This is a genomic window from Streptomyces sp. NBC_00669, assembly GCF_036226785.1.
Lineage (GTDB): Bacteria > Actinomycetota > Actinomycetes > Streptomycetales > Streptomycetaceae > Actinacidiphila.
In genome coordinates, this window is the sequence record NZ_CP109018.1 from 60,917 (window position 1) to 85,216 (window position 24,300).

The 24,300-nt window shown below is 72.9% G+C and carries 19 protein-coding genes; 11 read left to right on the top strand and 8 right to left on the bottom strand.

What is annotated here, in order from left to right:
• Positions 1-521 precede the first annotated feature (521 nt).
• The 8 genes from OG896_RS00295 to OG896_RS00330 all read left to right on the top strand — a co-directional run bounded on the left by OG896_RS00295 (position 522) and on the right by OG896_RS00330 (position 8,034).
• Positions 522-1,814: an alpha/beta fold hydrolase gene (locus tag OG896_RS00295; protein ID WP_329361206.1), complete on the top strand. Its 1,293-nt coding sequence runs from the start codon at positions 522-524 to the stop codon at positions 1,812-1,814.
• Positions 1,811-2,716, top strand: coding sequence for a dihydrodipicolinate synthase family protein (locus tag OG896_RS00300; RefSeq protein WP_329361208.1), 906 nt, complete (start codon positions 1,811-1,813; stop codon positions 2,714-2,716). Before OG896_RS00295 ends, OG896_RS00300 begins: the two co-directional genes overlap by 4 nt.
• Positions 2,713-3,714, top strand: a complete 1,002-nt coding sequence (locus OG896_RS00305; RefSeq protein WP_329361210.1) for a proline racemase family protein — start codon at positions 2,713-2,715, stop codon at positions 3,712-3,714. Before OG896_RS00300 ends, OG896_RS00305 begins: the two co-directional genes overlap by 4 nt.
• On the top strand, positions 3,711-4,391 hold the full coding sequence (locus OG896_RS00310) for a GntR family transcriptional regulator (protein WP_329361212.1): 681 nt from the start codon (positions 3,711-3,713) through the stop codon (positions 4,389-4,391). Before OG896_RS00305 ends, OG896_RS00310 begins: the two co-directional genes overlap by 4 nt.
• A 98-nt stretch (positions 4,392-4,489) precedes the next feature.
• Positions 4,490-5,647, top strand: coding sequence for an NAD(P)/FAD-dependent oxidoreductase (locus OG896_RS00315; protein WP_329373590.1), 1,158 nt, complete (start codon positions 4,490-4,492; stop codon positions 5,645-5,647).
• On the top strand, positions 5,644-5,991 hold the full coding sequence (locus tag OG896_RS00320; protein ID WP_402446415.1) for a (2Fe-2S)-binding protein: 348 nt from the start codon (positions 5,644-5,646) through the stop codon (positions 5,989-5,991). Before OG896_RS00315 ends, OG896_RS00320 begins: the two co-directional genes overlap by 4 nt.
• A complete protein-coding gene (locus tag OG896_RS00325; protein ID WP_329361214.1) occupies positions 5,975-7,558 on the top strand; it encodes an FAD-dependent oxidoreductase in 1,584 nt (527 codons plus the stop codon). The genes OG896_RS00320 and OG896_RS00325 overlap by 17 nt, the downstream gene beginning before the upstream one ends.
• Before the next feature lie 68 nt (positions 7,559-7,626).
• Entirely contained in the window at positions 7,627-8,034 is a 408-nt protein-coding gene (locus OG896_RS00330; protein WP_329361215.1) for a DUF3224 domain-containing protein, read from the top strand.
• A gap of 505 nt (positions 8,035-8,539) precedes the next feature.
• On the opposite strand, the gene OG896_RS00335 is transcribed toward OG896_RS00330, so the two are convergent.
• Positions 8,540-9,439, bottom strand: coding sequence for a LysR family transcriptional regulator (locus OG896_RS00335; protein WP_329361217.1), 900 nt, complete (start codon positions 9,437-9,439; stop codon positions 8,540-8,542).
• Between the two features lie 95 nt (positions 9,440-9,534).
• Between OG896_RS00335 and OG896_RS00340 the strand changes: the two genes are divergently transcribed.
• Together OG896_RS00340 and pip are read left to right on the top strand one after the other, a co-directional pair.
• A complete protein-coding gene (locus OG896_RS00340; RefSeq protein WP_329361219.1) occupies positions 9,535-10,272 on the top strand; it encodes an SDR family oxidoreductase in 738 nt (245 codons plus the stop codon).
• 94 nt (positions 10,273-10,366) lie between these two features.
• Positions 10,367-11,326 carry a prolyl aminopeptidase gene (gene pip, locus OG896_RS00345; protein WP_329361221.1) on the top strand — a complete coding sequence of 320 codons (960 nt, stop codon included), beginning with the start codon at positions 10,367-10,369 and terminating at the stop codon, positions 11,324-11,326.
• 111 nt (positions 11,327-11,437) lie between these two features.
• Here the strand turns inward: pip and OG896_RS00350 are convergent, their stop codons facing one another.
• The 7 genes from OG896_RS00350 to OG896_RS00380 form a co-directional block, all read right to left on the bottom strand.
• Positions 11,438-13,753, bottom strand: coding sequence for a family 20 glycosylhydrolase (locus OG896_RS00350; protein WP_329361224.1), 2,316 nt, complete (start codon positions 13,751-13,753; stop codon positions 11,438-11,440).
• 472 nt (positions 13,754-14,225) lie between these two features.
• Entirely contained in the window at positions 14,226-16,742 is a 2,517-nt protein-coding gene (locus OG896_RS00355) for a polysaccharide lyase 8 family protein (RefSeq protein WP_329361225.1), read from the bottom strand.
• Positions 16,743-16,928: 186 nt separating this feature from the next.
• On the bottom strand, positions 16,929-17,945 hold the full coding sequence (locus tag OG896_RS00360; protein WP_329361227.1) for a Gfo/Idh/MocA family protein: 1,017 nt from the start codon (positions 17,943-17,945) through the stop codon (positions 16,929-16,931).
• Positions 17,942-19,093, bottom strand: a complete 1,152-nt coding sequence (locus tag OG896_RS00365; RefSeq protein WP_329361229.1) for a LacI family DNA-binding transcriptional regulator — start codon at positions 19,091-19,093, stop codon at positions 17,942-17,944. Before OG896_RS00365 ends, OG896_RS00360 begins: the two co-directional genes overlap by 4 nt.
• 29 nt (positions 19,094-19,122) lie before the next feature.
• Entirely contained in the window at positions 19,123-20,004 is an 882-nt protein-coding gene (locus OG896_RS00370) for a carbohydrate ABC transporter permease (RefSeq protein ID WP_329361231.1), read from the bottom strand.
• 146 nt (positions 20,005-20,150) lie between these two features.
• Positions 20,151-21,170: a carbohydrate ABC transporter permease gene (locus tag OG896_RS00375; protein WP_329361233.1), complete on the bottom strand. Its 1,020-nt coding sequence runs from the start codon at positions 21,168-21,170 to the stop codon at positions 20,151-20,153.
• Positions 21,167-22,519, bottom strand: coding sequence for an ABC transporter substrate-binding protein (locus tag OG896_RS00380; protein ID WP_329361235.1), 1,353 nt, complete (start codon positions 22,517-22,519; stop codon positions 21,167-21,169). The genes OG896_RS00375 and OG896_RS00380 overlap by 4 nt, the downstream gene beginning before the upstream one ends.
• Before the next feature lie 333 nt (positions 22,520-22,852).
• Here OG896_RS00380 and OG896_RS00385 point away from each other — a divergent pair, with 333 nt between their 5' ends.
• Positions 22,853-24,277, top strand: coding sequence for a sulfatase-like hydrolase/transferase (locus tag OG896_RS00385; protein ID WP_329361236.1), 1,425 nt, complete (start codon positions 22,853-22,855; stop codon positions 24,275-24,277).
• Positions 24,278-24,300 lie beyond the last annotated feature (23 nt).

The window sequence follows — 24,300 nt, forward strand, 5'->3', positions numbered from 1 at the left end:
CGCTGCGGGAAGGCCGGCGGCGGCCGGGTGCGCGGGGCGCCGCCGGTGGAGGGCCTCAGCCGCCGTACGGACCCGTCGGCGGCACCGACGTCCTCGTGTGGTGGGCCGGCAACGACGCGTTCCGGCTCGGGGCGCCCCTCATCTGCGCCCCCGGGCGGTGTACTTCGCCATCCTCCGCCGCTGCGAGAACACGTCCAGCAGCCGGCCGCCCTTCCGGGAAGGCCGGTCCTTCATCGCCCCACCCCGTTGCGTTCGCTGTGCACCTTCGTCCGATGCGCACCCGCGCCGTACCCGCCGCGTGGGCCCGGCAACCGCGCACCGACAACCGCGCACCGTTGGCCCGGGGGTTCCGCCCGCCGCGGCATCCGCCGTACGCCTCGCCGTCGCCCTGACCGTTGCCACGAGCCGGGTCGAGGCTCTATGGTCAGTGCAATACCACATACTACTTGTGCGTCGTATGACGTCTGCGCAGGTCAGAGCCGTCGTCCCGGACGGGAACGCCGAAGGAGGGCTGCCACCGCATGAGCGGCGCCATCACGTACACCATTCCCGGCATGCGGGTGCGCGAGCAGTTCGTCGACGTGCCGCTGGACTGGTCCGACCCCGGGCGCGGCACGATCCAGCTGTTCGTCCGCGAGCTCGTCGATCCGGCTCGGGCCGGCGAGGACCTGCCCTGCCTCGTCTACCTCCAGGGCGGCCCGGGCGGGAAGGCACCGCGCCCGCTGGACCGGAGCGGCTGGCTCGGCGTGGCGCTGGGGACGCACCGGGTGGTGCTGGCCGACCAGCGCGGCACCGGCCGCAGCACCCGGATCGACGGCCGCCGGATGAGCGCGTTCGCGACCGCCCGCGAGGGCGCGGACTTCCTCGCCTGCTTCCGGGCCGACGCCATCGTGGCCGACCACGAGCACCTGCGCCGGACCCTCTACGGCGGCCGGCGCTGGTCCACGCTCGGCCAGTCCTATGGCGGCTTCCTCACCATGACGTACCTGTCGCGGGCCCCCGAGGGGCTGAGCAGTTGCTACGTCACGGGCGGGCTGCCGGCCCTCGACCCGTCGGCGGCCGAGGTCTACCGGCGCACCTATCCGCGGGTGGAGGCCAAGAACGCGATCTTCCACCGGCGTTACCCGCACGCGGCCGAGCGGGTCGCCCGGATCGCCGACCGGCTGGCCGAGGGCGGGGTGCGGCTGCCCGACGGCGACGTGCTGACCGTCCGGCGGATGCAGTCGCTGGGCGTCGACCTCGGGATGAAGCCCGGCCACGAGCGTCTGCACTGGCTGCTCGACGAGGCGTGGAGCGGCGACGAGTTGTCGGCGACCTTCCTGCACCAGGTGCTGGCCAGGACCTCCTACAGCGACAACCCGCTCTACGCGGCCCTCCAGGAGAGCGTCTACGCCCATGGGCCCGGCCCGACCGGATGGGCGGCGCAGGCCGAGCTGCCGCGGCACCCGCGGTTCGCCGAGGACGCCAGGCCGCTGCTGTTCACCGGCGAGATGATCTACCCCTGGATGTTCGAGGAGATCAGCGAACTGCGCCCGTTCCGCGGGGCGGTGGAACTGCTGGCCGAGCGGGAGAGCTGGCCGCCGCTGTACGACCCGGAGCGGCTGGCCGCAAACGAGGTCCCGGTCGCCGCCGCCGTCTACCACGACGACATGTACGTGGACGCCGGACTGCAACTGGAGACCGCGGCCCGGGTCGGCAACCTCCAGACCTGGATCACCAACGAGTACGAACACGACGGCGTCCGCGAAGACGAGCGGGTGTTCACCCGGCTCGGCCAGATGGTGCGCGACGCAGGAGGAGGAGTCACCGCATGACCGGTTCCACGAAGCCCTGGCACGGGGTCCACGTCGCCACGGCCCTGCCCTTCCACGCCGACCTGTCGGTGGACTACGACGCCTACGCCGAGCACGTCCGCTTCCTGGCGGCCGGCGGCTGCGACGGGGTGACGCCCAACGGTTCGCTGGGCGAGTACCAGACGCTGACCCCGGAGGAGCGGGCCCGCGTCGTCGAGACCGCGGTCGCGGCCGCGCCCGACGGGTTCGGGGTCATGCCGGGGGTGGCGGCGTACGGCGCGCTGGAGGCGCGCCGCTGGGCCGAGCAGGCCGCCGCCGCCGGGGCCACCTCCCTGCTGCTGCTGCCGCCCAACGCCTACCGGGCGGAGCGGGAGGCGGTGGTGCAGCACTACCGCGAGGTCGCCAAGGTCGGTCTGCCGGTGGTGGCGTACAACAACCCGATCGACACCAAGGTCGACCTCACCCCCGAACTGCTCGCCGAGTTGCACGCCGAGGGCACGATCGTGGGGGTCAAGGAGTTCACCGGTGACGTCCGCCGGGCGTACCAGATCAACGAGCTGGCGCCGGGCCTGGACATCCTCGTCGGCGCCGACGACGTGCTGCTCGAACTGGGCATGGCCGGCGCGGTCGGCTGGATCGCCGGCTACCCCAACCTGATCCCGCAGGACACCGTCGAGCTCTACCGGCTCGCCACCTCCGGCGACCCCGCCGACCTCGCCCGGGCGCTGCCGGTCTACCGCGACCTGCATCCGCTGCTGCGCTGGGACTCCAAGATCGAGTTCGTGCAGTCGATCAAGCTGTCGATGGACATCGCGGGTCTCAAGGGCGGCGCCTGCCGGCCGCCGCGGCTGCCGCTGGCGCCCGAGCTGATCGCCCGGATCACCGCCGACACCGAGGCGGTCCTCGCCAAGGGCTACAAGTGAGGTCCCGCCGCACCTTCCACGCCGTCGACTCGCACACCGAGGGCATGCCCACGCGGGTCGTCGTCGGCGGCGTCGGCACGATCCCCGGGGCCACCATGGCCGAACGGCGGCGCTGGTTCATGGCCAACAGCGACGACGTCCGCACGCTGCTGATGTACGAGCCGCGCGGGCACGGCGCGATGAGCGGGGCGATCCTCCAGCCGCCGACCCGCCCGGACGCGGACTACGGCGTGCTGTTCATCGAGGTCTCCGGCCTGCTGCCGATGTGCGGCCACGGCACCATCGGCGTGGCCACCGTCCTGGTCGAGACCGGGATGGTGCCGGTGGTCGAGCCGGTGACCACCATCCGGCTGGACACCCCCGCCGGCCTCGTCACCGCCTCCGTGGCGGTCGAGGACGGCGCGGCCACGGCGGTCACCATCGAGAACGTCCCGTCGTACGCCCACGCGCTGGACGCCACCGTGCGGGTGCCCGGCTACGGCGAGGTGCGCTACGACCTCGCCTTCGGCGGCAACTTCTACGCGATCGTCGAACTCGCCGACCTCGGGCTGCCGTTCGACCGGGCCAGGGCCGGCGACCTGCTCGATGCCGGGCTGGCGGTCATGGCCGCCGTGAACGACGCCGACCGGCCGGTGCACCCGGAACGCGACGACATCTCCGGCTGCCACCACGTCTACCTCAAGGCCCCCGGCTCGACCGCCGAGCTGTCGCGGCATGCCATGGCCATCCACCCGGGCTGGTTCGACCGCTCGCCGTGCGGCACCGGCACCAGCGCGCGGATGGCGCAGCTGCACGCCCGCGGCGAACTCGGCGTCGGGCAGGAGTTCGTGAACGAGTCCTTCATCGGTACCCGCTTCACCGGGCGCCTGCTCGGCGAGACCACCGTCGGGCCGCACCCCGCGGTGCTGCCCGCCATCACCGGACGCGCCTGGGTCACCGGCACCTCGCAGTTCCACCTCGACCCGAGCGACCCCTTCCCCGCGGGGTTCCTGCTGTGAACGTGCCGTCCTCCCCGAACCTGCGGAGCCTCGGCCAGCGCGAGACGCTGCGCGAACGCGTCCGCGACGCGCTGCGCGCCGCGGTCATCTCCGGCGAGCTGGAACCGGGCGCGGTCTACTCCGCGCCCACCCTCGGCGCGCGCTTCGGCGTGTCGTCCACGCCCGTCCGGGAGGCGATGCTGGACCTGGCCAAGGAGGGTCTGGTCGTGGCCCAGCCGAACAAGGGCTTCCGGATCACCGAGGTGTCCGAGCAGGACCTCGACAACCTGGCGGCGGTGCGGCTGCTCATCGAGCCGCCGACGGTACGCGCCTGCGTCCCGGTGATCCCCGAGGCGGACTTCGCCGCACTGCGGGAGCTGGCCCAGGCCATCGTGGACGCGGTCGACCGCGGCGACCTGGTCGGCTACGTCCGGGCGGACCACGTCTTCCACCTGGCCCTGCTCGGCTACAGCGGCAACCGGCACCTGGTGGACGTGGTGTCCGACCTGCGGACCCGGACCCGGTTGCTCGGCCTGGCACCGCTGCTGCGCAGCGGCCGGCTGAACGCGTCGGCGGCGGAGCACCACGCGTTGATGGACCTCGTGGAGGCGCGCGACGCGCCGGCCGCCGAGGAGCTGATGCTCCGTCACATCGGCCATGTCCGGGGGCTGTGGGCGAGCGGAGCGGAGGAGTCGTGAGCGCCGCCCCCCGGGGCACCGTCCCCGCCACGGCCGTCCACGCGAAGGCCGTCCCCGCCACGGCCGTCCACGCGGCGGCGGGCTCCGGAAGCCCGGACCTGCTTGTCGTCGGGGCCGGGGTGGTCGGAGCGGCGGCCGCGTACTTCGCGGCGCTCGCCGGGCTGCGGGTCGTCGTCGTGGAGCGCGGCGCTCTCGCGGGCGGCACCTCCAGCGCGGGCGAAGGCAACCTGCTGGTCTCCGACAAGGAGGCCGGGCCCGAACTCGACCTGGCGCTGCACTCGCAGCGCGTCTGGCGGGAGGACCTGGCCGAGCACGCCGGCCGCTGGGAGTTCGAGGCCAAGGGAGGTCTCGTCGTGGCCGCGACCGGCCAGGGCCTTGCCTCGCTGCGGGAACTCGGCGCCCACCAGCGCGCCCGCGGGGTCGAGGTACGGGATGTCGGCCGCGCCCACCTGCACGACTACGAGCCGCACCTGTCCGACGGCCTCGCCGGCGCCGCGTTCTACCCGCAGGACGCCCAGGTGCAGCCGATGCTGGTGGTGGCGCACCTGCTGCGGCTGGCCCGCGACCTGGGCGCCCGGGTGCGCACCGGCATCGAGGTGACCGCGTTCCTGCGCGCGGGCGACCGGATCACCGGGGTGCGTACCACCGCGGGCGACCTCCCCGCGGGCGCCGTCCTCAACGCGGCGGGCACCTGGGCGGGCGAGGTCGCCGCGCTGGCCCGCGTGTCCGTGCCGGTCCGCCCCCGGCGCGGGTTCGTGCTCGTCACCGAGCCCATGCCGCCGCGGACGATCCGGCACAAGGTCTACGCGGCGGAGTACGTCGGCGACGTCGCCAGTTCCGACGCCGCCTTGCAGACCTCGCCGGTGGTGGAGGGCACCGGCAGCGGCACCATCCTGATCGGCGCGTCGCGCGAGCGGGTCGGCTTCGACCGCACGGTGTCCCTGCCCGCGGTCAGCACGCTCGCGGCCAAGGCCGTCGCGCTGTTCCCGATGCTGCGCGAGGTCCGGCTGATGCGGACCTACCACGGCTTCCGCCCGTACTGCCCCGACCACCTCCCGGTGATCGGCGCCGACCCGCGGGCGCCCGGGCTGTGGCACGCCTGCGGCCACGAAGGCGCCGGCATCGGCCTCGCGGCCGGCACCGGCAAGCTGATCGCGCAGGCGCTCACGGGCACCCGACCGGACCTAGACCTGGCGCCGTTCGCCCCCGACCGCTTCCCCGAGCAACCCCGGCACACCGAGGGGGTTTCCCCGTGACCTACCGGATGACCTTCCGCGGCACCTCCGTTCCGGCCGAGCCGGGCCAGAGCGTCGCCGCCGCACTGGTCGCCGCCGGCATCCTCGACTGGCGCACCACCCGCGGGGCGGGCCGTCCGCGCGGCCTGTTCTGCGGCATCGGCGTCTGCTTCGACTGCCTGATCACCATCGACGGTGCCCGCGCCGAACGCGCCTGCCTGATCCCGGCGGCCGACGGCATGCGGCTGGGCGACGCCCTGGAGCCCGGCGAGGACGACCCTCCCGGCCGGGACGGCGACGGCGAACGCGACGACGCAAGCGACGACGCGGACGGGGAGGAGAACGGCGATGCCGCACACCCATGACGTGGCCGTGGTCGGCGCCGGCCCCGCCGGTCTCGCCGCCGCCGTCCAGGCGGCGGAGGCGGGGCTGGACGTGGCCCTGGTCGACGCGGCGGGACAGCCGGGCGGCCAGTACTGGCGGCACTTCGACGAGCGGTGGGCCCGCCCGGAGGACCGCGAAGGGCACCACGGCTGGCCGGTCTTCACCGACCTGCGCGAACGCCTGTACGCGCTGAGGGACACCGGGCGCGTGCGCTACCTGCCGGGCCGTCAGGTGTGGCTCGCCACCCGCGACGGCGACGGCGATGGCACCGGCACCGGCACCGGCACCGGCACCGGCGGGGCGTTCACCCTGCACCTGTACCCCACCGTGCCGGCCGGGCCGAGGGCCGCGGATACGGCTGCCGGGCGGGAGAGCGTCGTCGCCCGCGCGTTGATCCTGTGCCCGGGCGGCTACGACCGCCAACTGCCCGTCCCCGGCTGGGATCTGCCCGGGGTGATGGCGGCCGGTGGGGTCCAGGCGCTGCTCAAGGGCCACCGCACCCTCGCCGGCAGGCGCGCTGTCGTGGCCGGCACCGGGCCGTTCCTCCTGCCGGTGGCCACCGGCCTCGCGCACGCCGGCGCGCGGGTCGCGGCCGTCGTGGAGGCCAACGCCACGCTCGACTGGCTGCGCGACCCGCTCGGCGCGGTGTCCGCGCCGGGCAAAGGGGTCGAGGCCGCGCAGTACGCCGCGACCCTGGCGCGGCGCCGTATCCCCTACCGGAGCAGGACCGTCGTCCAGGAGGTCCTCGGCGATGGCAGGGTCGAGGCGGTGCGGACCGTGCGGGTGGACCGCCACGGCCGGCCGGCCGGACCCGGACAGGAGACCGACGCGGATCTGGTGGCGTTCGGCTGGGGCTTCACGCCCTCGCTCGAACTGCCGCTCATGCTCGGCGCGTCGACCCGCCAGGACGTCGACGGCTCGCTGGTCGTGGAGGTCGACGCCCTGCAACGCAGCAGCGTCGGGAACGTGTACGTGGCCGGTGAGGCCACCGGAGTGGGCGGGGCCGCGCTGTCGGTCTGCGAGGGCCGGCTGGGCGCGCTCGCGCTCGCCGCCTCGCTCGGCCGCCCGCTGGGCGGCACCGTCGGTACGGCCGCGATCCGGCGCCTCCAGGCCCGGGTCCGGCGGGGCCGGCGGTTCGCCGGCGCCATGCACCGCACCTACCCGGTGCCGGCCTCCTGGCCGCGGTGGCTGGCGGACTCGACCGTGGTGTGCCGCTGCGAGGAGGTCACCTACGGCGAGTTGCGGCAGGCCCACGACGACCTCGGCGCGACGGACGCGCGCACCCTGAAGATGCTGGCCAGGCCGGGAATGGGCTGGTGCCAGGGCCGGGTCTGCGGCTTCGCGACCGCGGGCATCGCGGCCTGCCTCGACGGGCGCCGGACCACCGCGCAGGACCTGCGCCCGCTCTCCGGGCGCACCCCCGCGGTCCCGGTACCGCTCGGCGAACTCGCCGCCGCGGCCGAGGACACGGCCGAGGACACGGCCGAGGGCCGGACCGGCAAGGACCCGTGGGCCGGCGACGGTCCTGCCGGGCGGGACGGTCCATGACGGCTGCGGCCGACGACGCCGCCTCGGGTCCGGCCCGGATTGTCGGACCGCCCCGGTACGGTCGGCGCATGAGAGCCAAGGGAACCTTCACCGTCAAAGCGTTCGTCCCGACCGGGCTGGAGCCCGACCCGGCCGTGTCCACCGGGCTTCCGGTCAGTGTGGCGACGATGGAGAAGCAGTTCGAAGGCGAGGTCGCCGGCCGCTCGGCGACTTTGTTCACTGCCGCGTTCGACCAGACGGCGGGCGTCGGCACCTACGTGGCCATGGAGTCGTTCGAAGGCTCGCTGCACGGCAAGCAGGGCTCCTTCAACTTCGTGCACTCGGCCTCGACGTCCGGCAGCGACCGCACGGCGGAGTTCTTCACCCTCGTGCCCGCCAGCGGTACGGGCGAGTTGACCGGGATCGCCGGCGCCGGTGGGCTGGCCGTCGACGCCGACGGCACGCATCGCATCTGGTTCGACTACCAGCTCGACTGAACGGCTGCCGCCGGTGCCGGGCACGCGGCGAGCCCACCGGGTAGGGCCCGCCACGCACGCGACAGGGTGCGCGGGCGCCATACGCCACCTCCGGGCGCCGGGACAGTCACGCGAGCCCGGCGAGGGCCTCCTCCGCCCGGCACAGCAGCGCGTACGTGCCCGCCCACGCCGCCGGCTCGCGCTCCAGGGTCGCCGTCGAGACGGCCACGAGGTGGTTAATCCGGCACGGGCAGCAACTGGATCGAGCACCCGCACGCGGCGAGCCCACCGGCGAGAGCCCGCCACGCCCACGACAGGGTGCGCGGGCGCTACACGCCACCTTCAGACGCCGGGACAGTCACGCGAGCCCGGCAAGCCGATCCGCACCGGCAGCAACGATTCGAGCACCGGGCCCGCCCAGCGGATCGCCAGGCCCCGGCTCGCCTCCGCCGCCGCGCGGCGCCGGGGCACCTGACGGGCGGGCCGGCGCTGTTCGTCGGACGGGTGTCGCCGGCCCCGGGACCGGTCACAGCTGTGTGGCCGTGCGGACCAGCCCGGCGAGGGCGAGGGAGCGGCTGTGCGCGGGCCACGCGAGGTGGGTGACGACGGGAGGCGCGTCGGACAGCGGGACGGCGGCGTGCTCGGCCCACAGCCAGGCGCGGGCGGAGTCGGGGAAGACGGCCGTCGTCCGCCCGAGGGCGATCAGTTGGGCCAGCTGCGTCTGGTCGTGGATCTCGGGGCCGGGCCCGGGCGGGTAGCTGCCGTGCCGGGGCCAGCGGGCGAGCGGGAGGTCGGGGATGTCGCTCACGTCGGCGAGGGTCAGCGTCGTGCGTGCGGCGAGAGGGTGTCTGGCCGGCAGGATGGCGATCTGCCCCTCCGTGAGCACTTCCTCGCTGTCGAACCCGGCGAGGGAGTTGAACGGCGTGTGCATGAGCGCCACGTCGGCGCGGCCGTCGCGCAGCAGCTCCGCCTGCTCGCACATCCCGCAGGGCAGCACCTCGATCTCGGCGGCGTCGGGCTCGGCCGCGTAGGCGTCGAGGAGTCTCTGCAGCAGTTCGTGGGACCCGGCGGCCTTCAGCGCCAGCACCAGGCGGGTGCGCGGGCCGCCGGGACGGTCGGCGCCGCCGGCGCGACGGGTGCGGCGGGTGGCGGCGCTGACCGCGTCGAGGGCGGCGCGGCTCTCGGCGAGCAGCACCTCGCCGGCGCCGGTCAGGCGGACACCGCGGCGGTTGCGCTGGAGCAGGGTGACGCCGACGCGCCGCTCCAGTTGCTGGATCGCCCGGGACAGCGGCGGCTGGGCCATGCCGAGCCGCTCGGCGGCGCGGCCGAAGTGCAGTTCCTCGGCGACGACCGTGAAGTACCTCAACTCGCGGGTCTCCAAGGTGTCCCGGATCTCCACGGCGGCCCCGGTCTCGGAAGTGTCCATGTCCCCCACCGTACCTCCGGTGATACCTACCAGGTATGACAGGGCACCGTATCGGTGTTGGCCGCGCGAGACCTCCTGGAGCGAGCATCGGCGGCATGAGCAAAACGAGGATCGCGCTGGTGACCGGCGCGAACAAGGGAATCGGATACGAGATCGCGGCCGGGCTCGGCGCCCTCGGATACCGGGTGGGCGTGGGGGCGCGCGACGCGGCCCGGGGCGAGGCCGCCGTCGCGAAGCTGCGCGCCGCGGGGGTGGACGCGTTCGGGGTGCCGCTGGACGTGACCGCTGACCGCAGCGTCGGCGACGCCGTACGGTTGGTCGAACGGCAGGCGGGGCACCTGGACGCCCTGGTCAACAACGCCGGGATCTCGGGAGAGACCGGGCCGGGGTGGGTGCAGGACCCGACCACGCTCGACCTCGACACGGTCCGCGCGGTCGTGGAGACCAACGTCATCGGCGTCATCCGCGTGACCAACGCGATGCTGCCGCTGCTGCGGCGCTCGACGTCTCCGCGCATCGTCAACGTCTCCAGCAGCGTCGGCTCCCTGACCTTGCAGGCGGACCCGGACATCGACGTCGGCCCGATCATGGCCGCCTACGCGCCGTCGAAGTCGTACCTCAACGCCGTCACCGTGCAGTACGCCCGGCACTTCGCCGGCACCGGCATCCTGATCAACGCCACCTCCCCGGGCCTGGTCGCGACCGACTTCACCGGCTTCGCGGGGCCCCGTACCCCCGCGCAGGGCGCGGCCACGCCGATCCGGCTCGCCACCCTGCCCGACGGCGGACCGACCGGTTCCTTCTTCGAGGACGACGGCGTCATCCCCTGGTGACCGCTGCCCACCTCCGCTGACCGCCGCTGACCGCCGGTCCGTATCGGGCAATGCCCGGGACGGGCCGGCGGTCGCGCGCCTAGGATCAGCGGCCATGGTTGATCTCTATCCTCCGACCGATCCGTACGAACACGGCTTTCTCGACACCGGGGACGGCAACCGCTTCTACTACGAGCAGCTCGGCAACCCCGACGGCAAGCCCGCCCTCGTCGTCCACGGCGGCCCGGGGTCGGGCGCGATGCGGCGGCCGACCCGGGCCTGGGACCCGGAACGCTACCGCGTCATCCGCTTCGACCAGCGCAACTGCGGGCGCAGCACCCCGCACGCCAGCGACCCCGCGGCGGACATGAGCCTGAACACCACCCAGCACCTCATCGACGACATGGAACGGCTGCGCGAACACCTCGGCATCGAGCGGTGGTTGCTCAACGGCGCCTCCTGGGGTGCGACCCTCGTCCTGGCCTACGCCCAGCAACATCCGCACCGGGTCACCGAGATGGTCATCCCCGCGGTGACCACCACCCGCCACGCCGAGATCGACTGGCTCTACCGGGGAGCCGGCCGGTTCCGCCCCGAGGCGTGGGACCGGTTCCGCGACGGCGTCCCCGAGGACGAGCGCGACGGCGACCTGACGGCGGCCTACGCGCGGCTGATGGAGAACCCCGACCGGGCGGTACGGGAGAAGGCCGCCGCCGGCTGGCTCGCCTGGGAGGACGCGATCGTCTCCGACGAGCCCAACGGCAAACCCGGCATGTACAGCGACCGGGAGATCGACGCGCAGATCGCGTTCGTCCGTATCTGCGCCCACTTCTTCAGCCACGGCGCGTGGCTGGAGGAGGACCAGATCCTGCGCGACGCCCACAAGTTGGCCGGCATCCCGGCGGTGCTCGTGCACGGCCGGCACGACGCGGGCAGTCCGGTGCAGACGGCGTGGGAGCTGGCGAAGGTCTGGCCGGACGCGCGGCTGCACATCATCGAGGACTCCGGGCACGCCGGCAGCGACGCGTTGGGGGCGACGGTCCGCGCGGCCATCGAGGAGTTCAAGGACCGTTGATCCCGGCCTCGGGGCACGGACGGCACCGCCCCGCGTGATCGGTCCGGCGGTGCCGTCCTCGTCGTCCGTCTCTTCCTCGTCTCGCCCCCGCCGCCCCCGCCTCGACCGGCCCTAGGCGATCTGCCAGAGCTGGAGCGGTGAACCGGTGTCCGCCTCCTGGGTCAGCAGGGCGCCGTCCGACGTGGAGGCGGTGGTCAGCAGCAGACCGCTCTTCTTGGCGACCAGGGCGTAGCCGCCGCTGCGCGGGGTCACGGTCCAGTGCTGGTTGTCGGCGTCGGTGCACGTCCACTGCAGGACGGCCGCGCCGGCCGCCGTCGATCCGCCGTCGACGTCGGCGCACAGGTGGGAGGAGCCGTTGACCAGGGAGTAGCTGCCGTCAGTGTGGTAGGTCAGCTGCCACTGCTGGTTGGCCGTGCCGCCCGGTGTCCACGTGATCAGCCGGGTGCCGGCCGCAGCCGAACTGCCCGGGTCGTCCATCGCCTTGCCCGCCGTGGTGAGGACGTGGGTGCCGCTGAACTGGCCGCCGTACACCTCGAAGGAGTAGAGCGAGTAGCCGTATGCGGACCCGCGCGCGGTGCCGTACACGCGCACGTAGCGTCCTGAGCCGGTCAGACCGGTCAGGTCCTGGACCCCGCCGGTGCCGGTGGTGGTGGAGTAGACGGTCCGCCAGGTGGTCGCGTCGTCGGAGACCTGGATCTGGAACGCCTTGCCGTAGGCGCTCTCCCAGCGCAGCACGACGCGGCTGACGGCCGTCGGGGAGCCCAGGTCGACCTGGAGCCACTGCGGGTCGCTGTAGGCGCTCGACCAGCGGGTGCCGGCGTCGCCGTCGGTCGCCGCGCTCGCCGGGAAGGCGCTGGTCTCGGTGCTGGACGCGGTGGTCGGCCTGCCCAGCGCGAGGTCGCTCTCGGTGGCCGCCGGCCAGGCCGGGTTGTGGCCGACCGCGGCGATGATCGCGGTGAACCCGGCATAGGTGCTGACGGGTTCGGGCGACCCCCAGGTCTGCTGGGCGAGGGCCCGTAGCGGGTACATGATGCCCGAGGCGATCTGGTCCTCGGTCTCGGCCGTGGGGTTGTCACACCAGACGTGGAGCAGCGAACCGCGGTTGCGGGCAGGGTCGCTGACGGTGTTCGAGCCCTGGAAGGTGTCGGGGGTCCAGTTCTCGTACATCCACTGGGTGTCGGGCTTGTCGCCGCCCAGCACGTAGTAGGTGGGCGTCCAGGAGTCGTTGGCGACGGTGTGGCCCGCGTCGACCAACTGCTGCGGGGTCAGGCCGTAGTCGTACCAGTACTCCACGATGATGTCGGCGTTCGGCGTGACCGTCCCGTCGCCCGACTTGATGCCGTCGTTCCACATGCGAGCGGTCTTGCCGCCGGCCCGGACCAGGGAGTCGGCCCAGTTCACATAGCCGTAGTAGGCGTCCTTGGCGGTGGCGGTGGCACCGTAGTGGGCGCGGGCGTAGGTGAGCAGTTGGGGGTACTGGCTGTAGTCCGTGACGTACTCGTCGGCGCCGATGTGCCAGTAGGGCCCGGGGAACAGCGGCAGGTACTCGTTGATCAGATCCCGCATGAGGGCGTAGGTGCCCGGCAGGGACAGGTCGATGAACTCGTTGCTCGCGACACCGGTGCTGCTGGTGAGCCGCAGTTCCGGATGGGCGGCCAGGATGGTGTTCATGTGGCCGGGGGCGTCGATCTCGGGCACGACCGTGACGTGGTACTCGGCGGCCACCGCGAGGATGTCCCTGATGTCCTGCTTGCTGTAGTGGTCGGGCGCGACGATCTCCGGGTGGGTGCTGCTCTCCAGCCGGAACCCGTAGGTGTCCGACAGGTGGAAGTGGAAGTAGTTGAGTTTCAGGTAGGCCATGTCCTTGATGTGCTGCTCGATCCAGCCGACGGTGAAGAACTTCCGTCCCGCGTCGATCATCAGGCCGCGTTCGGGCTTGGTCGGCGAGTCCAGCGCGGTGCCCGCCGGGATCGTCGAGGACTGGTGCAGCAGTTGCAGCACGGTGCGGGTGCCGTAGAACACGCCCGTGCCGGTGGAACCCTGCAGGCTGACCGTCGCGCCCACGGTCATCCGGTAGCCCTCGGCGGGCAGCGAGGAGTCGCCGAGGGTCAGTGCGATGTCGCCGGCGGCGGCGGTGCCGGTCGCCACCGACACGGTGCGGCCGGCCAGCTTGCCCAGGTCGTCGGCGAACGTGGCCGCCTCGCCCGCGAGTTGGGTGGCGTAGGCGGATGCGACGACGATCCGCGAGGTGGCACCGAAGGTGTACGCCCCGGTCCCGGCCGTCCACTGGCGCAGCGCCGGGATGGTGTGCGGCGCCCCGGTGGCGGCCTGCGCGTGGTCCGCGCCGGTCAGAGACGGCACCACGAGCACCGCCAGCGCGCACGCCAGGGAGGCGACCAGCGCCACCAGATGCCTGAGCGTTCTCATGTGGTCCTCACAGGAGGTAGAGGGAGCTGCAGTTGGGGGGTGCATCTGTGCGCCTGACGGTTCGCGTCACGCGACCGAGATCGAGATCGAGATCGAACAGGAACGAACATCGCGGACGGAGTTCCACGCGGGAGCGAGGACTCCGTTCCCGCCTACGGACCACGGCAGCAGATCCGATCGCCGACAGTGCAGCGCAAGGATCATCCGGTGTCAACACACGCGCGAAAACTCGGCCGAACGATCAGCTTCGCGCAAACCGGCGCCCGCCATCGTCGATTCCCGCCCGGCATCGCGCACCGTGCGCATCGCCAGGGAGGGCCCTCACCCGCACCCGCACACCCCTTGACGGGGATGTGGACTAGACCACATCGTAGGACTGTCGTCCCGTCAAGGGGTGTCGGTTTGCGTTGGAGTCTGGTCGGCTGTGGCTGAAAGCGATCGCCGGTCGAAACGGGGGCCGGGGCCGGTGCCGCTACCGCGCGCTTCGCTGGGAGGGGTGCGAGCCGGGTGAGGAGCCGGCCGGCTTCGCCTGGGCGTCAGGGCGGCCGGGGTGCCGGTGAAGGGTGAAGGTGGCCTCCCGGGTGGCGCCGGCCGCGCCGGAGAGGTCGACGACGAGGGTCAGGCCCGGTGCCGACCGGGCGACGGTGACCGCGTCGTCGCCGCTCACCAGGGTTCCGTCCAGGGCGAGTTGGACCGTGACGGTGGAGGCCGCGCGGGAGGGGTCGGAGACTCCCACGAGCAGGTGACCGCCGGCCTGCCGGGTGAGGACGGAGCAGGGCGCGGAGACCGTGATGCCGCCGGCGGAGCCCGCGGCGAAGAAGTTCGCCGCGGTCACGCCGCTCGCGCTGTCCCGGACCGCCTGGACGGAGGCGGTGTTGGACAGCACGGTGACGGTGGGCCTCGCGGCGCGCCTCGCCGTCGCCGCCGCGCTCGCACCGGGCAGCAGGACGTAGGCGTACGAGGCCGAGGCCGGCGCGGTGCCGTGCGGCAGGCACAAGGAGACGTACTGGCGGGTCAGCGAATCGGGTGTGCCGGACACCGTGTTGATGTCGCTCCAGGCGCCGACGCGGGACGTGCGGGCCGCCTGCACGGTGGCGCCGCCCGGGAACAGGTAGCCGCCGACGTCCGCCAGATGGGCCCAGGACCTCACGGACCGGGTGCTCGTCCAGCCGGCCGTGCCCGGCTGGGCGACGCCGTCGATCGTGAGGACGTTGGTGCCGTTCTCGTGCAGGTTGCGGTTCTCCACGGTGGTGACCACCTCGGCTCCGCTTCCGCCGCTGATGCCGGCGCCGAGGCAGACCACGGAGTCGTCCAGGAAGAACCAGGACTTCTTGGCGGTCAGGGTGGAGCCGTACTGCTGGAAGTCCATCCCCGCGCAGCCGTACCCGCCCGCCGGGCTCGCTCCTCCGACCCAGGTGGCGGTGGGCCGGGTCCCGGTGCCGGCCGCGTCGGCGAGGGTGAGGGTGTCGACGGTGGTGCCGGGCAGCCGGGTCGGGTCGACGGTCGGCCAGTAGGCGTCGGTGTAGTGGCTCGGGTCGGCGGCCAGGTAGAGGTAGCCCATGCCGTCGCCGGTGTGCCAGCCGTGCAGGTTCTCGCCGTTCATCGACTCGTACCGGGCCACCCGGGCCGAGGACATCGCGAGGGCGTGCGCCCAACCGTCGCGGCGGTGCACGGCCCGGTCCATGGCGGGGAACTGGACGTGCCCAGGGAGTTCCGCGGCGGGAGCGAGGGAGGCGTCGTCGAGGACCGGCTGTGCCAGCGCGATGGCCGGGACGGTCGCGGTGTCGGCGAACGGCGCGTACGCCTCGCCTCGGGTGATCCAGCCCTTCGCCAGGCTCTTGAAGTGGTCGGCCTGCGCGGGGGTCGGGGCGGACGCGGCGGCTCGCAGGACCGACTGGATGACGAGGTTGCCGTCGGCGAAGTCCGTTTCGGCCGGGCGGCTGACGGCTCTGCCGCGGACGGCGTCCATGCACAGCCCGTTCCATATCCACGGCCGGAAGGCGCTGTCGACCGAGGTGTACACGTTCGCCGCCGACGGGTCGGTGATCGCCCAGCCGGAGCCGGTGAGGAGCTGGAAGAGGGCGGCGAGGTCGCGCAGCAGGACCATGCCGTAGGTGCCGGTGTAGGGGATGTAGGTGTGCTGGACGAACGAGCCGTCGGCGTACAGGCCGTCCCCGGAGGTGACGTACGGGAACACGTCGGAGAGGGCGGCGACCGCCGTGGTGAGGCGTTCGCCGCTGCCGCCGAGGATGCCGCGCACGGCGACGACCTGGCACAGGTCGACCCGGTTGGCTCCGGTGGAGGTCGACCGGGTGCTGCCGTACTTGTTGAACTTGGGGTCGGGGACGAAGTGGTCGACGGCGGCGAGGTGGTTCGCGAGCTGCGCCGGTGACAGCAGGGGGTACACCAGGATGGCCGCGCTGGTCAGGGCGGCGGGCACACCGATCTCCCACTCCCACCAGTTGCCGAACTCTTCGGTGTCGGCGTTGTACGCCTGCGTGTGGAGGAAGTCGAGACCGTCGACGATCGCCGCGCCGAGCGCGGGGTCGCCGTGCAGGGTGCGCCCGCTGCCGTCGGTGGCGGTGGTGCCGGGGGTGGCGTACGCGGTCGCCATGGTCGCCAACTGCTTGTGGCCGGCGGTGATGTTGGCCGGGACGGTGAGGGTCTGTCCCGGCCAGAGCGAGTTCGCGGAGGTGTCGGCGGCCAGGGTGTTCCACAGGCCGGTGGCGGTGGTGGACAGGTCGGACAGGACGGTGGCGTACGCGTCGTCGGTGGGGTCGATCGCGCCGCCGGTGAGGATCTCGGCCCACAGCGAGCGCAAGGTGGCGTAGGCGTCGTCGGTCGTGGCGGACGTCGCCGTGGCGGACGCGGCCGTGGACGACGTGGCGCCGGGGCCGAGTTGGAGCGCGCCGGTCAGACCGCCGAGCGCGACCGCGGCCGCGGTCAGGAAGCCGCGGCGGCTGACGGGTGGAGTGGTGTTCTCGTGCATGGTGTTCCTCCGCTGCGTGATGGGGTGGCGAGGGACATGGCGAGGGACGCGCGGGACCGCCGCGCGCAGGGGAGAGCCGCGGGAGAACCGCGGGGTGGGGAAGGTGGTGGGCGGCGGGCCGGCACCGGGGCCGCGCCGAGTGGCCGCCGCGGCGGCCTCGGCGGCGGGCCGGCCCGCCGTGCGGGCTCAGCCGACGGGGGCCTGCGCGGGGGCCGTCCGGACGGCCCGGCCGCCGTCGGCGCAGGAGGCGTAGACGGCTTCGATGGTCTCGACGACCTGCCGGCCGTGGGCGGCCGGGACCGCGGGGGGCTGTTCCCCCCGGACCGCCGCGGCGAACGCGGCCAGTTGGTCGAGGAAGGCGGTGGGCACGTCGTCGGCGCGGTCCTCGGCCAGGAGCACCGGGCCGGTGCCGTCGTCGGGATGGAGTACCGCGCCGGTGCCGCGGGCCACCCGGATGGTGCCGCGTTCGCCGATGACGGTCAGCTCGTCGCGGGCGGGAAGCAGGGTGCTGGTGACGGTGATGTGGCCGACCACCCGGTCCCCGAGGTCGAGCCGGGCCAGGACGTCGGTCTCCACCGGCAGGTCTCCGCGGCGGACGGCGGTCGCGGCCACCGCCATCGGGCGCCGGCCGGTGAGCCACAGCAGCCGGTCCACGCAGTGGGTGCCGATGTTGATGAACACGCCGCCGCCGGAGATCGCCGGGTCGAAGAACCACGACGGCCGGCTGCCGCGGCGGTAGTCGGTGCTGCGCCAGTCGTGGACGGCGAGTACTTCCCCGACGGTGCCGGCGTCGAGGGCGGCCTTGGCCGCGGCGACCGGGGGCAGGAAGTGCTGGATGTGCCCGACGAACAGCACGACACCGTTGTCCGCGCAGGCGGCTTCCATGACGGCGCAGTCCTCGGAGCGCGTGGCCATGGGCTTTTCGACCAGCACGTGCAGGCCGGCCGCCGCGCTGCCGGTGACGATGTCGGTGTGCAGGGCGTGCGGGGTGTTGACGACGACGGCGTCCACCGTGCCGGAGGCGATGAGGTCGCGGTGGTCGGTGAAGACCGCGGCGCCCAGCGGCCCGGCGACGCGGTGCGCGGTCTCGGCGAGGAGGTCGCAGACGGCCGTCACCCGTACGCCCGGGGTGGCGGTGGCGGCCTCGGCGTGCAGCACTCCCACGGCGCCGGCGCCGATCAGGCCGAGCCTTGTGTCGGTCACGTGGTGCTCTCCTCGGGTGTCGTGGTCTCGGTGGTCGTGGTTTCGGTGGTCGTGGTCGCGGTGGTCGTGGTCTCGGTGTCCTGCGCGGCTCCGCAGGACTGCCGGACGATGATGGTGGGGCGCAGCAGGACCCGGCTGCGGGGCAGCTCCGGGTCGTCGAGCCGGCGCAGCAGCGTGGCCGCCGCGGCCTTGCCGAGCTGTCGTTTGGGGGGCGCGACCGCGGTCAGCGGGATGTCGGCCATGTCGGCGATCTCGTCGTCGTAGGCGACCAGGGCGAGATCGCCGGGCACGGTGAGGCCGGCGCGGCGGGCGGCGCCGAGCAGCAGTGCGGCCTGCCGGTCGCCGAAGCAGACGGCGGCGGTCACCTCGGCGTCGCGCAGCGCGGCGAGGCACCGGTCGGCTGCCGCCGGGCTCCACTCCTGGCGGGCGGCGCGGAACTCCACGGTGGCCAGGCCCCGTTCGCCGGCCGCCTGGTGGAAGCCCTCGGCCACCGGGCCGGAGGTGGGGCTGGGGTCGCGCAGGACGAGGCCGATCGCCCGGTGGCCGAGGCCGGCGAGGTGGCGGACCGCGTCGTAGGCGCCGGCTTCGTGATGGGTGCAGACGTACTCGTTGGTGCCCTCCAGGGCGGCGTCGCGCCGTTCGACCAGGACGGTCGGCACGGGCAGCGCCGCCAGCCGCGCGAGGTACTCCCGGGCCGGTTCGGGTCCGCCCAGGGTGGGGACGAGCAGCAGGCCGTCGACTCCGGCCTCCAGCATGTCCGCCACGTCCTTGGCCTCGCGTTGCTGGTCGTAGCCCGAGCAGGCGAACAGCAGCCGGGCGCCGGCGGCGGAGAGGGTCTCCTCGATGCCCCGCAGCACCTTCGGGTAGTAGAAGGCCGTGTCGGGGACGCTGACGCCGACCAGTGCGCGGCCGGGTCCCGGGGCGCTCGGCGGTACGACGAAGGTGCCCGAGCCCTGCCGCCGTACGACGAGCCCCTCGGCGACGAGCTCGTCCACGGCGCGGCGCACCGTGCTCACCGAGGTGCCGCTGCTGTGCGCGAGTTCCTTCTCGGTGGGCAGCCGGCCGTCGGGCGGCCAGACGCCCTGGCGTACGCGCTGCCGCAGCTCGGTGGCGAGTTGACGGAACTTCAGGTCGCGGGCTCCGGTCATGGTGGTCCTCAATCCCCCTGCGGTTCGGCTCACTTGACTGAGCCGACGGTCATTCCTTCGATGATCCGGCGGCCCAGCCATACGTAGCAGGCGAGCACGGGAAGGACGACCAGGGCCACGCCGGCGAACAGGCCGCCCCAGTCGGCACCGTTGTACTGCATCTGCTGGAGGAAGCCGAGCAGGGCCAGGGACAGGGTCTGGTGGTCGGTGGTCTGCACGAAGACGAGGGCGAAGACCGTCTCTCCCCAGTGCTGGATGATGTTGAGGATCAGCACGGTGATCAGCCCGCCGCGCGCCATCGGCAGCATGATCTGCCAGAAGGTGCGCAGCGGCGTGGCTCCGTCGAGTGCGGCCGCCTCCTCCAACTCCACCGGGAGGGTGGCGAAGAAGCCGGTGAGGAAGAACACGGCGAACGGCAGCGAGGTCGCCACGTACACCACGATCAGGCCGAACAGGCTGTTCACCAGCTGGAGTTGGTTCATGAACACGAACAGCGGCAGCATCACCATCTGGGCGGGGATGCCGAGTCCCAGGGCGAAGAACAGGGTGAGCCCGGAGTTGAGCCGCGTGGTGATCCGGCTCAGGGCGTAGGCGGCGGGCGCGGCCAGCAGCACGGTGACCACCGCGGTGCCGCCCACGACGACGACCGTGTTGAGGGCGGCCTGGCCGAACTGCCCCTCGTTCCAGGCCCGGGCGTAGTTCCCCCAGTTCGGGGTGTGCGGGAACCGCCAGGGCGAGCTGAAGATCGCGTCGGAGGTCTTCAGGGACGACAGCAGCAGCCAGAGCGCGACGAAGATGTTGAAGGCGGCGAACAGCCAGACCAGGGGAACGCCGAGCACCCGGCCGGCGGTGAGCCGGCGCAGCCGGCGGGCGATCGGGCCGGGTGAGCGGCCGGGACTGGCGACAGCCATCGGGGATGACCTCCGTGACGGGGGTGTGGAACGGTCGGGGCCGGGTGGTGTGCGGTGGAGCCGGCGGGTGTTGCGGTGCGGCCGGGTGGTGTCCGGTGGAGCCGGACCAGCGCTGCTCGGCACCGCGCGGTACCGGCCGGCGCTGCTCAGTACTGCACGGAGTCGCGGCGCATGAAGCGGCGGATCAGGACGACGAGCACCCCGACGAGGGCGAGCATGACCACGGCGCTCGCGGCGGCGGAGCCGTAGCGGGGTACGCCGCCGGACGCGAACGCCTCGCCGTAGGTGTACAGCGCGGTGTTCCACACACCGGTGTCGGGCATCTGCCCGGCGGCACCGGCGAAGGCGTAGATGAACTCGAAGACCTTCACCGCCGAGATGGTCCACAGCACCGCGCACATCCCGACCACGTCCCACATCAGCGGGAGGGTGACGTGCCGGAACTTCTGCAGGGTGTTGGCGCCGGCCAGGTCGCAGTCCTCGTACAGCTCCGGCGGGATCTGGTCGACGGCGGCCATCAGGATGGTGGTGTAGAAGCCGGTGGAGGTCCACACCAGGCCGATCATGATGACCTTGAACAGGTTCCCCTGGCCGAGCCAGTTGGGCGAGGGCAGGCCGGTGGCCTTCGTGACGGAGTCGACGAGTCCGCCCTGCTGGAAGAGGAAGCCCCACAGGATCGCGATGACCACGCTGGGCACGATGTTGGGGAAGAAGAGGATGGAGCGGGCGGCCTTGCGGCCCTGCATCTCGCGCAGCACCATCGTCAGCCCGAAGGAGACCAGGAAGGTCAGCCCGCCCGCACCGAAGATGATCCAGAGGGTGTTGGTGAAGGAGTGCCGGAACGTCGGGTCCTGGAACAGCCGGCGGTAGTTGTCCAGGCCGGTGAAGCTCATCGGGCCCGCGCCGGCCCACTTGTTGAGGCTCAGCCAGAGGGTGAACAGCGACGGGCCGGCGAAGAAGACGACGTAGACCAGCGCGGCGGGCAGCAGCAGCGGCCAGAAGAGCTTCTTGCGGCGGGCGGTGAGCGGGCTGTGCCGGGTCTCCCCCGGCCCCGGGGCAGCGGGCCGCCGCCGGGCGGTGGTGGACCGGCGCCGCCCGGTGGTGGACCGGCGCCGCGCCGAGGCGCTGCCGGGCGGCTCGGGGCGGAGCGTGTCGGCGGCCGTCACGAGGCCGTCTTCCAGTAGGAGGCGGAGTTCGAGGCCAGCTTGGAGGCGAAGGACGTCGCGGTGAGGTGGCCGGTGAGGAAGCTGGTGTTCAGCGGCAGGAACACCTTGGTGTACCACTCGGCGGCGGTCTCCTTCACTCCGTCCAGGGTCTTGACGGCGTTGCCCGCGGTGAGCGCCTTCTGCGCGTCGGCCAGTTCGGCGGGGGCGTCGATGTCCGCGCGCGGGGTGATGTTCTTGGCCTGGGTGGCGATGCCCTGGAGGTGTTCCTTGGCGAGGAAGTACGCGATGAACTTCTGCGCGGCGGCGGCGTGCCTGGCCTTCTTCGGTATGGAGAAGCCGATGAGGGAGATGTCCTGGGAGGTGTCGCCGCCCTGGGCGAAGGCCGGGAAGGGGAAGGAGCGGTAGCGGAAGTCGGAGGAGGCGAAGGTCGACGTCTCGCTGGGCGCGAAGGTGCCCAGGAGCAGGAAGTCGGACTTGCCCTTGGCCCACTTCTGCTGCACGGCGGGCCACTTGGAGCCGTCGTACCCCTTGGTGAAGTCGTCCGCGGAGACGAGGTCCTCGACGTGGCGCAGCGCGGCCACGAAACCGTCCGCCTTCAGCAGCGCGCCGCTCTTGTCGGCGGCGGCCTTGCCGAACGCGCCGGGGCCCAGGCCGCGCAGGACGGCGTAGTACGTCCAGTAGGCGGCGTAGTCGGGGACGTCGGCGTCGAGGGCGAGGGGGCCGCCGCCGCGCGCGGACTTGCGGGTGGCCAGCAGTTCGCTGAACTCCGCCCAGGTGGCGGGGGGCCGGGCGGCGACGTCGGGCAGGGCGTGGCCGTCGTACCAGATCTGGGTGGTGATGATCTCGTAGGGGATCTGCCACAGGGTGCCGGCGGTGGTGCTGAGGCCGTGGTACTTGGCGGGGACGACGCTGCCGACGGTGTGGCCGCTCTCGCCGGGGATCGGCAGGTCCAGGACCGGGGTGAGGTCGAGGGCCTGGCCGGTGGCCTGGAGCTGGGCGTAGGCGAAGCGGTCGGCGGAGTCGACGAGGTCGGCGGGGACGTTCCCGGTGTTGAGCGTGGGCGCCAGTTGCTGGACGACCTGGCGGCCCTTCCACTGGACGCTCACCTTGATCCCGGTGTCCTTGGTGAACTGCGCGATCGCGGCCTGGAGCACCTTGGCCTGGGGTTCGTTCTGCTTCCACATCGACCAGTAGGTGAACGAGGACGCGCCGCCCCCGCCCGACGACGAGTTCGACCCGCAGGCGGCGGTCAGTCCGGCCGCCGCGGCGAGCGCCGCGCCGAGAACGGCACGGCGGGAGAGTGGACGGCCGGACTCTGCGGCGGCCGTGGACTGTCGGACAGCGGACATACCTGCACTCCTCGGGTGGCGGTGACCCTGGGTCGGGGAAGGCGTGGCCATATGATTGCCGCAAGTCATCGGACGGATCAAGCGGTCTTTGAGGGTATGAATTACGGATGACTCAGCGGATCGCCGGAATTGTTGCAGCAATGTGTCGCCCCACCGAGTGAACCCCCGGGAAAGTCATCGGTGATTCATATCCTCAGAGCGATTGACTCGTCAGGACGTCGGCACCGAGCATGTGAGGCACCCGCGGGCCGGTTCCATCTCGCGGCCTCAGCCGCGGCCGCACCCGCACCCGCACCCGCACCCACGTATCTCGCGTCACGCCCAGGGAGACCCATGGCAAGCCACGATCCGGACCGCCCCAACGTGCTGCTGATCCTCTCCGACGATCAGGGCCCCTGGGCCATGGGCTGCGCGGGCAACCACGAGATCCACACCCCGCGGCTGGACGCCCTGGCGGCGAGCGGCGTTCTCCTCGACCGCTTCTTCTGCACCTCGCCGGTCTGCTCACCGGCCCGCGCCTCCCTGTTCACCGGCCAACTGCCCTCCCAGCACGGCGTCCACGACTGGCTCTCCTACCATCACGCCGGCCGCACGGGCGTCGACTTCCTGGCCGGCCGGACCCTCTTCACCGACCTGCTCGCCGACGCCGGCTACCGGCTCGGCCTCAGCGGCAAATGGCACCTCGGCGCCAACGACAAGCCCCGCCCCGGCTTCGTCCACTGGTACGCCCACGAGAGCGGCGGCGGCCCGTACCGCGGGGCGCCGATGTACCGCGACGGGGTCCGCACCGAGGAGCCCGACTACCTCACCGACGCCCTCGCCGCGGACGCCGAACGGTTCCTCGTCGCCGAGGCGGAGCGCCCCGAACCCTTCCACCTCTCGCTGCACTTCACCGCGCCGCACAAGCCCTGGAAGGGTCAACACCCCAGCCAGTGCACCGAGTTGTACGAGGACTGCGCCTTCGAGACCTGCCCCCAGGGCCCGCCGCACCCCTGGCAGCCGCTCGACGAGGACGGCGCCCCGGTCGGCGGCGAGAGCGATACCCGGCAGGCGCTCATCGGCTACTTCGCGGCGACCACCGCGATGGACGCCGCCATCGGCCGGGTCCTGGACCGGCTCGACGCGCTCGACCTCACCGGTTCGACGCTGGTGGTCTTCACCAGCGACAACGGCTTCAACGCCGGCCACCACGGCATCTGGGGGAAGGGCAACGGCACCTTCCCCCAGAACATGTACGACAGCTCGGTGCTGGTGCCCTTCATCGCGGCGCAGCCCGGCCGCATCCCCGGCGGGCGCGTCTGCGACGCCCTGCTGTCGCAGTACGACGTCCTGCCCACCCTCGTCGACCACCTCGGCCTGGACCACACCCCCGACCCCCAGCTGCCGGGCCGTTCCTTCGCCCGCCTGCTCGGCGACGCCGACCACGTCTCCGGCCATGACCGCGTGGTCGTCTACGACGAGTACGGTCCCGTCCGGATGATCCGCACCAGGGACCGGAAGTACGTGCACCGCTACCCGCACGGCCCGCACGAGTTGTACGACCTCGCCGCCGACCCCGGCGAGGAGCGCAACCTCGCCGACTCGCCCGAGCACGCGCGGACCCGCGCGGAGCTGGCGGCCCGCCTGGACGAGTGGTTCGCCCGCTACGTCGACCCCGCCCTCGACGGCGCCCGCCTCCCCGTCACCGGCAGCGGCCAGCGCACTCCGGTGACCCCGGGTTCGCTCGCGACCGCCTTCGAGCCGCCGCCGGGCAGCTGAACGCGGGCCGCCTCGGCGGGTCT